Origin of the sequence: Streptomyces kunmingensis (genome assembly GCF_039533535.1) — a bacterium.
Classification (GTDB): Bacteria; Actinomycetota; Actinomycetes; order Streptomycetales; family Streptomycetaceae; genus Streptomyces; species Streptomyces kunmingensis.
This window is the reverse complement of sequence record NZ_BAAATS010000030.1, coordinates 133,823-146,984: the sequence shown is the minus strand read 5'-3', so window position 1 is coordinate 146,984 and position 13,162 is coordinate 133,823. Positions and strand designations below refer to the sequence as shown.

General features: G+C 70.2%; 11 protein-coding genes. 10 read left to right on the top strand and 1 reads right to left on the bottom strand.

Features of this window, described 5'->3' with window-relative positions; translation table 11 throughout:
- Positions 1-32 precede the first annotated feature (32 nt).
- The 7 genes from ABD366_RS34040 to ABD366_RS34010 all read left to right on the top strand — a co-directional run bounded on the left by ABD366_RS34040 (position 33) and on the right by ABD366_RS34010 (position 10,010).
- Positions 33-1,052, top strand: a complete 1,020-nt coding sequence (locus tag ABD366_RS34040; protein ID WP_111668333.1) for a rod shape-determining protein — start codon at positions 33-35, stop codon at positions 1,050-1,052.
- A gap of 118 nt (positions 1,053-1,170) precedes the next feature.
- Positions 1,171-2,121: a rod shape-determining protein MreC gene (gene mreC / locus ABD366_RS34035; protein ID WP_324766907.1), complete on the top strand. Its 951-nt coding sequence runs from the start codon at positions 1,171-1,173 to the stop codon at positions 2,119-2,121.
- Between the two features lie 19 nt (positions 2,122-2,140).
- On the top strand, positions 2,141-2,815 hold the full coding sequence (gene mreD, locus ABD366_RS34030) for a rod shape-determining protein MreD (RefSeq protein ID WP_324766909.1): 675 nt from the start codon (positions 2,141-2,143) through the stop codon (positions 2,813-2,815).
- 104 nt (positions 2,816-2,919) lie between these two features.
- Entirely contained in the window at positions 2,920-5,100 is a 2,181-nt protein-coding gene (gene mrdA, locus ABD366_RS34025) for a penicillin-binding protein 2 (protein ID WP_324766910.1), read from the top strand.
- A gap of 6 nt (positions 5,101-5,106) precedes the next feature.
- Positions 5,107-6,306, top strand: a complete 1,200-nt coding sequence (gene rodA / locus ABD366_RS34020; protein WP_324766911.1) for a rod shape-determining protein RodA — start codon at positions 5,107-5,109, stop codon at positions 6,304-6,306.
- Between the two features lie 166 nt (positions 6,307-6,472).
- Entirely contained in the window at positions 6,473-7,987 is a 1,515-nt protein-coding gene (locus tag ABD366_RS34015; RefSeq protein ID WP_324766912.1) for a CYTH and CHAD domain-containing protein, read from the top strand.
- Between the two features lie 40 nt (positions 7,988-8,027).
- On the top strand, positions 8,028-10,010 hold the full coding sequence (locus ABD366_RS34010) for a TIGR03960 family B12-binding radical SAM protein (RefSeq protein ID WP_324766913.1): 1,983 nt from the start codon (positions 8,028-8,030) through the stop codon (positions 10,008-10,010).
- Positions 10,011-10,082: 72 nt separating this feature from the next.
- Here the strand turns inward: ABD366_RS34010 and ABD366_RS34005 are convergent, their stop codons facing one another.
- Positions 10,083-10,670 carry a TerD family protein gene (locus tag ABD366_RS34005; RefSeq protein WP_324766914.1) on the bottom strand — a complete coding sequence of 196 codons (588 nt, stop codon included), beginning with the start codon at positions 10,668-10,670 and terminating at the stop codon, positions 10,083-10,085.
- Between the two features lie 128 nt (positions 10,671-10,798).
- Here ABD366_RS34005 and ABD366_RS34000 point away from each other — a divergent pair, with 128 nt between their 5' ends.
- From ABD366_RS34000 to ABD366_RS33990, 3 genes are all read left to right on the top strand, one after another.
- Entirely contained in the window at positions 10,799-11,800 is a 1,002-nt protein-coding gene (locus ABD366_RS34000) for a hypothetical protein (protein WP_324766916.1), read from the top strand.
- Positions 11,801-11,846: 46 nt separating this feature from the next.
- Complete coding sequence (locus tag ABD366_RS33995; RefSeq protein ID WP_324766917.1) at positions 11,847-12,629, top strand: TIGR03936 family radical SAM-associated protein; 783 nt, start codon at positions 11,847-11,849, stop codon at positions 12,627-12,629.
- A gap of 243 nt (positions 12,630-12,872) precedes the next feature.
- The coding region (locus ABD366_RS33990; RefSeq protein WP_344443137.1) for a hypothetical protein at positions 12,873-13,162 on the top strand (290 nt) is incomplete at its 3' end.

The following is a 13,162-nucleotide window of genomic DNA, read 5'->3' as shown; positions in this document are numbered from 1 at the left end:
GGAAGGCCAGACGAATCCTGATGGGGAACTCAATGTCGTTCATCGGCCGTGACATGGCTGTCGACCTCGGGACCGCCAACACGCTGGTGTACGTCAGGGGTCGTGGGATCGTGCTCAATGAGCCGTCCGTGGTCGCGATCAACACCAACACCGGTGGCATCCTCGCGGTCGGCGCCGAGGCCAAGAAGATGATCGGGCGCACGCCGGGCAACATCGTGGCGGTGCGTCCCCTCAAGGACGGCGTGATCGCCGACTTCGAGATCACCGAGCGCATGCTCCGCTACTTCATCCTGAAGATCCACAAGCGGCGCTACCTGGCCCGCCCCCGCGTCGTCGTCTGCGTACCCTCCGGCATCACCGGAGTCGAGCGCCGCGCCGTCATCGAGGCCTCCTCGCAGGCCGGTGCCCGCCAGGTGCACATCATCGAGGAGCCCATGGCCGCGGCCATCGGATCCGGCCTCCCGGTCCACGAGGCCACGGGCAACATGGTGGTGGACATCGGCGGCGGCACCACCGAGGTCGCGGTGATCTCGCTCGGCGGAATCGTCACAGCACAGTCGATCCGGGTGGCCGGCGACGAGCTGGACAACGCGATCATCCAGCACATCAAGAAGGAGTACTCGCTCCTCCTCGGTGAGCGCACCGCCGAACAGATCAAGATCACGATCGGTTCCGCGTACGACCTCGACAACGACGAGCACACCGAGATCCGGGGCCGCGACCTCGTGTCCGGCCTGCCGAAGACCGTCGTCATCTCGGCGGCGGAGGTCCGCAAGGCCATCGAGGAACCGGTCAACGCGATCGTCGACGCGGTCAAGACCACCCTCGACAAGTGCCCGCCCGAGCTCTCCGGCGACGTCATGGACCGCGGCATCGTCCTGACCGGCGGCGGCGCCCTGCTGCGCGGCCTCGACGAGCGGCTGCGCCGCGAGACCGGCATGCCGATCCACATCGCCGAGGACCCGCTGGACAGCGTGGCGCTCGGCTCCGGCAAGTGCGTCGAGGAGTTCGAGGCGCTCCAGCAGGTGCTGGACGCTTCGCCCCGCAGATGAGATGACGCGATAACGTCCGCCGTACGAGTGGCTGCCACTTCGTGCGGCGGATCGTTGATATATAGGCAAGGCATAAGAATTCCCCTTATTCCGACTCAGGAAGGCACGGCCGCCGTACGTGAGGGACACACGAGAGAGCCGGCTGCTCCTGGTGCTGCTGATCGCCATCGCGTTCGCACTGATCACGGTGGACATCCGCGGCGGTGAGGACTCGCCGGTCGACGGTGCCCGCCAGGCCGCCGCGAAGGTCTTCGGCCCGGTGGAAAGCGGCGTCTCCGGCGCCGTCGACCCCATCGGCAACGCCATCGGCGCGGTCCGCGACTCCGGCAACCGGCACGACCGCATCGGTCAACTGGAGCGCGAGAACGCGGCGTTGAAGGCCAAGCTCGGCAGCGACGACCGCAACCGCAGCAAGATCCGCCAGCTCGACACCATGCTGAAGACCGCAGGCGCGGGCCAGTACGGCATCAAGGGAGCCCAGGTCATCGCCATAGGGTCCGCGCAAGGGTTCTCCTGGACCGTCACCATCGACGCGGGCGCGAACGACGGCCTCGAGCGCGACATGACGGTACTGAACGGGGACGGCCTTGTCGGCCGCGTCACCACCGTCGGCCCGAACACCGCGACGGTGCTGCTGGCCAACGACCCCGACTTCACCGTCGGCACCCGGATGGAGAAGACCGACGAGCTCGGCTTCACCTCCGGGCAGGGCGACCGCCCGCTCCGCGTCCAGCTGCTCAACGGCAAGGCCAAGGTCGAGAAGGGCGACCGGCTCGTCACCTTCGGCTCGCAGGCCGACAAGCCGTTCGTGCCCGGCGTCCCGGTCGGCAGGGTCGTCCGCGTCGACCCCTCCGGCGGCGACCTGACCCGCACCGTCTACGTCCAGCCGTACGTCGGCTTCACCAAGCTCGACATCGTCGGCATCGTCGTACAGCCCCCGCGCACCGACCCGCGCGACGAGGTCCTGCCGTCCAAGCCCGCCAAACCCAAGCCGGCCCCGACCGTGACCGTCACCGTCACCCCGTCCGCACCCGCGGACGGCGCCGCCGACAACGGCTACGAGCAGTAGTGAAGGAGGAGCATTAACCATGCGCTTCAACCGGGTGCTGCTCTCCGTCAGCCTCGTCGTCGTCGCCCTGGTCGTCCAGGTCTGCATCCTGGCGCGACTCCAACTCCCCGGCGCGGTACCGGACTTGCTGCTCCTGACCGTCCTGGGCCTGGCCCTGGTCTACGGTCACGTGGGCGGCGCCTTCGTCGGCTTCGGGGCCGGTCTGCTGGCCGACCTCGCCCCGCCCGCCGACCACGCGGCGGGCCGCTACGCCCTCGTGCTCTGCCTCATCGGCTACCTCGCGGGCCTCGCCAAGCCGGAGAACGGGCGACTGCGTTCGGCCTCCGGCCCCATGATCGTGGTCGTCGCCGCGGCCGTCGGCACCACCCTGCTGTACGCGGGCGTGGGCGCCCTCGTCGGCGACACCGCCGCCCGCCACGTCGGCCTCGGCAGCCTGCTCTTCACGGCCGCGCTCTACGACCTGCTGCTCGCGCCGTTCGTCGTACCCGGCGTGATGGCGCTCGCCAGACGCGCGGACAACGATCCACTGGCCGAGACCTCCACCGGCTCCGGCAAGACCGCCGACGTGTCCGCCGGCTGGCTCTCCGCCGGCACCGGCCTGCGCATCGGCAACCAGCGCGGCGGTCTGCGCATGAAGACCGCCAAGGCCCGCGCCGCCCGCGCCGGCCGTATCAAGGGGGTCAAGCGCCTGTGACCGCCGGTCAGTTGACGCACAGCTCCCGGGTGTACACGTACAAGTACACGTACATGTGCACGCACTCGTATCTGTACTCGTACTGAGAGGGGGAGCCCACCGCCGTGACCAACATTCCCGAGACGGGCCGGACGCCGCGCGTCCAGATCCGGCTCATCGTCCTGCAGATCCTCGTCCTCTCCCTCCTGCTGACCCTCGGCGGCCGCCTCTGGTACCTCCAGATCCGCAACGGGGACGAGTACGCCAAGGAAGCCTCCGGCAACCACGTGCAGCAGGTCGTCACGCCCGCCGTGCGCGGCTCGATCCTCGACGCCCGCGGCGTGCCCATCGCGGACAACGAGACCCGGCTCGTGGTCTCCGCCTCCCGCACCGACCTCATGAAGATGAAGGACGACGGCAAGGGCGTCCTCGCCAAGCTCGCCGCCGTCCTCGGCATGAAGCCCAAGGAGGTGGAGGAGAAGGTCCGGCTGTGCGACGCCAAGACGCCGCAGCCCTGCTGGAACGGATCGCCGTACCAGCCCATCCCCATCACCGACGAGGCCACGCCCAAGCAGGCCCTCCAGATCCGTGAGCGCGGCGAGGACTTCCCCGGCATCACCGCCGAGCCGACCGCCGTGCGCCGCTACGCGGGCCCCGGCGGCTCCAACAGCGCGCAGGTCCTCGGCTACCTCTCCCCGGTCACCGACGCGGAGATCGAGAAGGCCAAGGACTCCGACTCGCCGTACCTCCGCTCCGACCAGGTCGGCCGCTCCGGCCTCGAGCGCACGTACGACAAGGAGCTGCGCGGCAAGGCCGGCGTCACCCGCTACGAGGTCGACAACCTCGGCCGCGTCATCGGCCGCGCCGACAGCGACAAGGCCGAGTCCGGCGCCAACGTCGTCACGTCGATAGACGCACGCGTGCAGTCCGTCGCCGAGTACGAGCTGAACGAGGCGATGAAGACCGCCCGCAAGGAGCACGACAGGAACACCGGGACCAACTACAAGGCCGACTCCGGCGCCGTCGTGGTCCTGGAGGCCAAGACCGGCCGCGTCGTCGCCATGGCGTCCAACCCGGCCTACGACCCGAACGCCTGGGTCGGCGGCATCTCCGGCAAGGACTACGCGAACCTCACCGGCAAGAAGTCCAACTACCCGCTGCTGAACCGGGCGATCCAGGGCCAGGCCGCCCCGGGCTCGATCTTCAAGGTCGTCTCCACGGCGGCCGCGGTCAAGGCGGGCTACGAGTTCAACGGCCGCTACCCCTGCACCAGCTCGTACTCCATCGGCAACCAGGTCTTCAAGAACTTCGAGTCGGCGAACCACGGCCCGATCAGCCTGGGCCGCGCACTCGAGGTCTCCTGCGACACCGTCTTCTACGGGCTCGCCCACAACGAGTGGAAGAAGGACGGCGGGCTCAAGGGCAACAAGGACACCCAGGACTGGTTCTACAAGACGGCCCACCAGTTCGGTCTCGGCAAGGAGACCGGCATCGACCTGCCCAACGAGGTCACCGGCCGGGTCCCGGACCGTCAGTGGAAGCAGCAGTTCTGGAAGGCCAACAAGGACTCCTGGTGCAAGTCCGGCAAGAAGGACGGCGACTACGTCCAGAAGCTGAACTACGAGAACTGCCTCGAAGGCAACCTCATGCGCGCCGGTGACTCCGTCAACTACTCCATCGGCCAGGGCGACACGCTCGTCACGCCGATACAGATGGCGTCGATCTACGCGGCGATCTCCAACGGCGGCACCCTCCACGCGCCCGAGGTCGGCAAGGCCGTCGTCAGCGCCGACGGCAAGCAGGTCTCCGAGATCCAGCCGAAGACCAACGGCAAGCTGCCGATGACCGGCAAGACGCGCGACGAGATAGACCAGGCACTGGCGGGAGTGGCGACCCGCGGAACGGCCGCCTGGCGCTTCCAGAACTGGCCGCAGGACAAGATCCCGATGCACGCCAAGACCGGTACGGCCGAGGTCTACGGCAAGCAGACGACGTCCTGGTTCGCGACGTACACGAAGGACTACGCGGTCGTCATGACGATCGCCCAGGGCGGTACCGGTTCCGGCGCCTCCGGACCGGCCGTCCGCAAGATCTACGACGCGATGTACGGGCTCGACAGCAACGGCAAGCAGGACCTGAAGAAGGCGCTGCTGCCCGAGCCGGAGAAGGCCCTGCCGAAGATCGGCACCGACGGCTCGATCGACGCCCCGGAGATCAAGCCGTACGAGCCGCAGAAGGAAGTGCCGCCCGGTCAGCAGGAGCTGGCGGCGACCCTGCCCACCTCCACACTCAGCAGGAGGGACTGACCCAGCATGGCCGGCACCAATGGCTTCTCCGTCTCCGGGTACGGTCCCGAGCGCTCCACCATGTCGCGGCTCATGGCCCGCGACTCGGTGGTGCGGCGCCTCGACTGGCCGATACTCCTGTCGGCGCTCGCGCTGTCGATGATCGGCGCCGCCCTCGTCTACTCGGCCACCAGGAACCGCACCGAGCTCAACCAGGGCGACCCGTACTACTTCCTCTTCCGGCACATGCTCAACACCGGCATCGGCCTCGCGCTGATGGTGGGGACGATCTGGCTGGGCCACCGGACGCTGCGCACCGCGGTCCCGATCCTGTACGGGATCTCCGTCCTTCTGGTGCTGCTCGTCCTCACCCCGCTCGGCGCGACGGTGAACGGCGCGCACGCCTGGATCATCATCGGCGGCGGCTTCTCCCTCCAGCCCTCCGAGTTCGTGAAGATCACGATCATCCTGGGCATGTCGATGCTGCTCGCCGCGCGTGTCGACGCCGGCGACCGGGACCACCCCGACCACCGGACGGTCCTGCAAGCCCTCGGGCTCGCCGCCGTGCCGATGGCCGTCGTCATGCTGATGCCTGACCTCGGTTCCGTCATGGTCATGGTGATGATCGTGCTCGGCGTGCTGCTCTCCTCGGGCGCGTCCAACCGGTGGATCCTCGGACTCATCGGCGTCGGCGCGGCCGGAGCCGTCGCCGTGTGGCAGCTCGGGGTCCTCGACGACTACCAGATCGCCCGGTTCGCCGCGTTCGCCAACCCCGCGCTCGACCCGGCGGGCGTCGGCTACAACACCAACCAGGCGCGCATCGCGATCGGTTCGGGCGGACTGTCCGGCGCGGGCCTCTTCCACGGCTCGCAGACCACCGGCCAGTTCGTGCCCGAGCAGCAGACGGACTTCGTGTTCACGGTGGCCGGCGAGGAGCTCGGCTTCGTGGGCGCCGGGGCGATCGTGCTGCTGCTCGGCGTGCTGCTGTGGCGGGCCTGCCGGATCGCCCGGGAGACGACGGAGCTGTACGGCACGATCGTCGCCGCCGGGATCATCGCCTGGTTCGCGTTCCAGGCGTTCGAGAACATCGGGATGACCCTCGGAATCATGCCGGTGGCCGGCCTCCCACTGCCGTTCGTGTCCTACGGAGGATCATCGATGTTCGCGGTGTGGGTGGCGGTGGGCCTGCTCCAGTCGATCAGGGTGCAACGCCCCATGTCGGCGTAGGCATCCGCCCCGCTCAAGCCCCTCCGGTCGACCCCTCAAGCCCCTCCGGCGATTGAGGAGCGGGGTCCGGGGCGGAGCCCCGGGGCCTCCGCCCCTCTGCCGGGTACCGATTCGTCAGGCGGCGCTGCCCCTATCGGCGTGCAGATGTGACGTCTAGATTCAATGTATGGCGGAGACAAAACGCGAGATCGAGCGGAAGTACGACGCCCCTGCCGACCCCTTCGAGCTGCCCGACCTGCACAAGGTCCCCGGCGTCTCGGACGTCATCGACAAAGGCGTCGTGGAGCTCGACGCCGTCTACTACGACACCGACGACCAGCGGCTGGCCGCCCAGCAGATCACCCTGCGCCGGCGCACCGGCGGCGACGACGCGGGCTGGCACCTCAAGCTGCCGGTCGCCGTGAGCGAAGGCGTCCGGGACGAGGTACGCGCCCCGCTCTCCGACGAGGTGCCGCGGGCGCTCGCCGGACTCGTGCGCTCCCGGATCCGCGAGACCCCGCTCGTCCCCGTGGTCCGGCTGCGGTCCTCCCGCGACGTGTCCCATCTGACCGACGCCGACGGCACGCTGCTCGCCGAGGTGTGCGTGGACGCCGTGCGCGCCGAGCGGATCGGCGGCGAGCAGGCCACCGCGTGGACCGAGATCGAGGTCGAGCTGGCCGACGACGGCGACCCGGAGTTCCTCGCCAAGGTCGAGAAGCGGCTGCGCAAGGCCGGCGTCGAGCGGGCCGCCGCCACCTCCAAGCTGGCCCGCGCCCTGGACGAGACCGGGGCCGTGGCGCCCGGGAAGGCCGCCGCGCAGGAGCCCGTCACCGCCGGGGACCACGTCCTCGCCCGGCTGCGGGAGCAGCGCGACGCCCTGGTCGCGCTCGACCCCGCCGTGCGCCGGGAGCTGCCGGACGCCGTGCACCAGATGCGGGTCGCGACCCGCCGGCTGCGCAGCGCCTTCAAGACGTACAAGAAGGTCCTGGACCCGGCCGTGACGGAGCCGGTCGGCGCGGAGCTCAAATGGCTCGCGGGGGAGCTCGGCATCGACCGGGACCGGGAGGTGCTGACCGCCCGGCTCACCGCGCGGATCGACGCCGTGCCGCGCACCCTGCTCCTCGGGCCCGTGCGGGGCCGGCTGCGGATCTGGGCCGTGGCCCGCCGCCTCGGCTCGCGCCGGCACACCGTCGCCGTGCTCGACGGCAAGCGGTACCTGGCCCTCCTGGAGGCACTGGACGCGCTGCTCGCCGATCCGCCGCTGCGGCCCGCCGCCGGGCGCCCCGCCGCCGAGGTGCTGGTGAAGGCGGCCCTGAAGGATCACGCCCGGCTCGCGGCCCGTATCGACCGCGCCCTCTCCCTCGCCCCCGGCACCGACCGCGATCACGCGCTGCACGACGCCCGCAAGGCCGCCAAGCGCGCCCGCTACGCCGGGGAGACGGGCGTACCCGCCCTCGGCAAGAAGTCCAAGAAGTTCGCCAAGCGGGTGAAGAAGGTGCAGTCGCTGCTCGGCGACCACCAGGATTCCGTCGTCGCCCGCGAGGCGCTGCGGGACCTGGCCATCCAGGCACACGCGGCGGGCGAGACCGCCTTCGCCTGGGGTCTGCTGTACGGGCAGGAGCAGGCGGCCGCGGCGGAAGCGGAGCGGGAACTGCCGAAGGTGTGGAAACGGGCGGCGGAGCCGGGCCTCCCGGCGGGTTAGCCTTGAGGGTCACCCTGTCAGCTCACAAAGGTCCACGGTTATGCCTGCCGAAGCCGCCGCCGCGGCGCCCCAAGTGGTCGAGTCTGTGTTTCCGCAGCTCGAAGCGCTGCTCCCGCATGTGCAGAAGCCGATCCAGTACGTCGGCGGAGAGCTCAACTCCACGGTGAAGCCGTGGGAGTCCTCCGACGTCCGCTGGGCGCTGATGTACCCGGACGCGTACGAGGTCGGTCTGCCCAACCAGGGCGTCATGATCCTCTACGAGGTCCTCAACGAGCGCGAGGGCGTCCTCGCCGAGCGCACCTACAGCGTCTGGCCGGACCTGGAAGCGCTGATGCGCGAGCACAAGGTCCCGCAGTTCACCGTCGACTCGCACCGCCCGGTCAAGGCGTTCGACGTCTTCGGCCTGAGCTTCTCCACCGAGCTCGGCTACACGAACATGCTGACGGCGCTCGACCTGGCCGGCATCCCGCTGGAGTCCAAGGACCGCACGCTCGACGACCCGATCGTCCTCGCGGGCGGCCACGCGGCCTTCAACCCGGAGCCGATCGCCGACTTCATCGACGCCGCGGTCATCGGTGACGGCGAGCAGGCCGTGCTCGACATGACCGAGATCATCCGCGCCTGGAAGGCCGAGGGCCGCCCCGGCGGCCGCGAGGAGGTGCTGTTCCGTCTCGCGAGGACGGGCAACATCTACATCCCCGCCTTCTACGACGTCGAGTACCTGCCCGACGGGCGCATCAGCCGCGTCGTACCGAACAGGTCGGGCGTGCCGTGGCGGGTCTCCAAGCACACCGTCATGGACCTCGACGAGTGGCCGTACCCGAAGCAGCCGCTGGTGCCGCTCGCCGAGACGGTCCACGAGCGGATGTCCGTCGAGATCTTCCGCGGTTGCACCCGCGGCTGCCGTTTCTGCCAGGCCGGCATGATCACGCGCCCCGTGCGGGAGCGAAGCATCACCGGCATCGGCGAGATGGTCGAGAAGGGTCTCAAGGCGACCGGCTTCGAGGAGGTCGGCCTGCTCTCGCTCTCCTCCGCCGACCACACCGAGATCGGCGACATCGCCAAGGGCCTCGCGGACCGGTACGAGGAGGACAAGATCGGTCTGTCCCTCCCCTCCACCCGCGTCGACGCCTTCAACGTGGACCTGGCCAACGAGCTGACGCGCAACGGCCGCCGGTCGGGCCTCACCTTCGCCCCCGAGGGCGGCAGTGAGCGCATGCGCAAGGTCATCAACAAGATGGTGAGCGAAGAGGACCTGATCAGGACCGTCGCCACCGCGTACGGCAACGGCTGGCGTCAGGTGAAGCTGTACTTCATGTGCGGCCTGCCGACGGAGACCGACGACGACGTCCTGCAGATCGCCGACATGGCGACGAGCGTGATCCAGAAGGGCCGCGAGGTCTCCGGCGCCAACGACATCCGCTGCACGGTGTCGATCGGCGGGTTCGTGCCCAAGCCGCACACCCCGTTCCAGTGGGCCCCGCAGCTCTCCGCCGAGGAGACGGACGCCCGGCTCACGAAGCTGCGCGACAAGATCCGCGGCGACAAGAAGTACGGCCGCTCGATCGGCTTCCGCTACCACGACGGCAAGCCCGGCATCGTCGAGGGCCTGCTCTCCCGCGGTGACCGCCGCATCGGCTCCGTCATCCGCGCGGTCTACGAGGACGGCGGCCGCTTCGACGGCTGGCGCGAGCACTTCAGCTACGACCGCTGGATGGCGTGCGCCGACAAGACGCTGCCCGCCCAGGGCGTCGACGTCGACTGGTACACGACGCGCGAGCGCACGTACGAGGAGGTCCTGCCCTGGGACCACCTGGACTCCGGTCTCGACAAGGACTGGCTCTGGGAGGACTGGCAGGACTCGCTCGACGAGACCGAGGTCGACGACTGCCGCTGGACGCCGTGCTTCGACTGCGGTGTCTGCCCGGCGATGGACACGACCATCCAGGTCGGCCCGACCGGCAAGAAGCTGCTGCCGCTGACGGTCAAGAAGCCCGCGGGCGCGGAGCAGCACACGCACTGAGGTGTGAGTACGCGAAGGGGCGGCCGGTTGACCAACCGGCCGCCCCTTTCACGTATCCGCGGTACGCGGTGCCTACTTGCTGACGGCGAACCGCATCAGAGCGACCTCGTCGCCCTGCTTGATCTTGCCCGTCGTGTTGATGACCTCGAGCTTCCAGCTGCCGCCCGGGGCGCGGACCGCCTTGGCCACCGCGCAGCCGTTGTCCGTGCTGAGCATGGAGGGCCAGATGTCGGCGACCTGCTGGCTGCTGCCGCCCGTGGCGTCGTACACCTTGATGCTGACGTTGCGCGCCTTCTGGAAGGAGCTGCCCTTCTTGAACGCGGCCGCGATGAACACGATCGCCGTGATGTTCTGCGGGATCCGCGCGAACTCGACGGTGACCGTCTCGTCGTCGCCGTCGCCCTTGCCCGTCTGGTTGTCACCGGAGTGCACCATCGAGCCGTTGCCCAGCGGGTCCAGCGAGTCGAGGCCTGCCAGGCGCACCGGGTCCGCGCCCTGCATGGCGATGGCGATCAGATCCAGGTCGGTGCCCTGCTTGCGGCGCAGGGCGCCCATGACGCCACCGCTGCTCCCGGAGGTGGGGTCCCACGAGACCCCGATGGACAGGTGCGTCACCCCGTCCAGGTCCGCCGGGCCGTCTTCCTTCGTGAGCGTGATCATGCGGGGAGCCCCCTGGTAGTAGCCGATTACTGCGCAAAGTCTGCCTATACAAGGGGGTCAACGTCCACGAGGGCCACAGAGTGCCCGGGAAATGGATCCAGATCGCCCCTTCCGGCGTCCTGACATGCATGGACCTGGAGAAGCGCCCCGAGCCCGAGGGCTGTCTCGTCGTGGCGGTACGGCTGCCGGTGCGGATCGTCGCACTCGTCCTCGTGGTGCCCGTCCGGCTCGCGTGGGACGCCCTCACGGTCGTGGGCCGCGTGCTGTACGAGCGTGTCCTCGTACCCTTGGCGCGGGTGCTGATCGTGGCGCCGGCACGCTGGTTGTACGCGTATCTGCTGACGCCGCTCGGGCACGCAATTGCCGTACTGGGTAAGGGAGTTGGGGTTGTCCTCCGCTGGCTGGCCATGGCTGTGTTCGTGTGGCCGTGGGTGGCGCTGTGGCGGTACGTGCTGGTGCCGGTCGGGCTGGCCCTGGCGTGGCTGGCGCGGGTCCTGATCGCGATACCGGCGGGCTGGCTCTACACGTATCTGCTGACGCCGCTCGGACGCGCGCTTGCCTGGCTCGTACGGGTGCTCGTCGTGGTGCCCTGCGCCTGGTTCTACGTGTCCCTGCTCACGCCCCTCGGGCACGCGCTCCGGTGGACGCTGCTCGCGCTGGGCCGCGCTGTGGGAACACTCTTTCGGTGGGTCTTCGTGGTCCCCGTGCTGACCCTGTGGCGCTGGGTGCTCGTCCCCGCCGGCCGGGCCCTCGGCGTCCTCGCCCGGGAGACCGGCGCGGCTCTCGTACATGCCTGGCGCGTGGCCGGGTATGTGTCGCTCGCGGTCGGACGCTTCCTCGGCCGGGTGCTGCGGTGGCTGCTCGTCGACCCCGCGCGCTGGATCTACCGTCACCTGCTGACCCCGGTCGGGCACGTCGTACGCGACCAGGTGTGGCGACCTGTGGTCCGGGTCGCCCGGGAGGTCCGCGCCAGTGTCCGCCAGGCCCGCGCCGAGCTCCGCCGCGCCCTGTTCGGCACCCCGAGCCCCGCCGAGACCCGACCGGAACCGCAGGTCAGGGCCCTGCGGGAACCGGAAGCCGCACACACACGTAGTCTGGGTAAGAGCACGACCGCACTCACGAAGGACTAGGACACTGGGCAAGCGACAGCCCGTAGGCCCGCCGCCCGCACCCGCGGTGCAGCGCATCCGACTGCGCTACACCAAGCGCGGCCGCCTCCGGTTCACCAGCCACCGAGACTTCCAGCGCGCCTTCGAGCGTGCGCTGCGCCGCGCCGAGGTGCCCATGGCGTACTCGGCGGGGTTCACGCCGCATCCGAAGGTGTCGTACGCCAATGCCGCACCCACCGGCACGGGCAGTGAGGCCGAGTACCTGGAGATCGCGCTCACCGCACCGCGCGACCCGGAGAAGCTCAAGGACCTGCTCGACGAGTCGATGCCGGTCGGCCTCGACATCATCGACGCCGTCGAGGCCCGCACCTCGGGCCTGGCCGACCGGCTCGCCGCCTCCGTGTGGGAGCTGAGGCTCGACGGAGTGACGGTCGAGGATGCCTCGCGCGCCGCCGAGGCGTTCCGGGCCGCCGAGACCGTGGAGGTCCAGCGCAGGACGAAGAACGGCATCCGTACATTCGACGCCCGCGAGGCCGTCGCGAGCCTGGAGGCCGTCGAAGCGCCGGCCGATAGGCCCGGTGACAAGGCCTGTGCGATACTGCGCCTGGTTGTTCGGCACGTGACGCCTGCCGTACGACCCGACGACGTCCTGTCCGGTCTCCGCGCCGTGGCTGACCTGGCGCCGCCGGTCCCCGCAGCGGTGACCAGGCTGGCGCAGGGGCCTTTCGATGAAGAGACCGGCACGGTGACCGACCCGCTCGCGCCCGACCGCGAGGCAGACCAGGCCCCCCATTCGGAGGCCGCGGGATCTGCCGCCGCGACGGCGTCTGCCGTGGAAGGTTCCGCGTAAGGCGGTCGTCGTAGCGCCGCCCTCGTACTCGGGAGCCACCTGGGTCGGGCAGCGCACCCACCCAAGGACTTTCGCCAGGCCGTACGTACATCGCGTACCGGAACCGGCGAGAACAGACAGAGAGCCCCCGTGCGGCGCCCGCGCCCCGGACCGGCGGCACCGCGCGATTCGCGCGAGCCGCAGGCGTCACCGGTCATCCGGATGAGGCGCGGCGCCCGGGGGCCCGACGGGAGATACACCCGCATGCCCGAGCAGACCGAACCGAACGACCCCACCGCCTCCGCCGTGGGCGACACCCCCAGCGACACCCTGCCCCCGCGCCGTCGGCGCCGGGCCGCGTCGCGACCCGCCGGCCCGCCCGCGGGCAAGGCCGCCGCACAGACCGCGCAGGCCGCCGCCGCGGACGCCGAGCCCGAGCTCGACACCGCCGAAGAGGCCCAGGTCACCACCCCCGAGCCCACCCCGGCCGCCGAGGCACCGGCGCAGGACGCCGCGCCCGCCGGCCGCCCGCGCCGCCGCGCCACGCGCCGCGC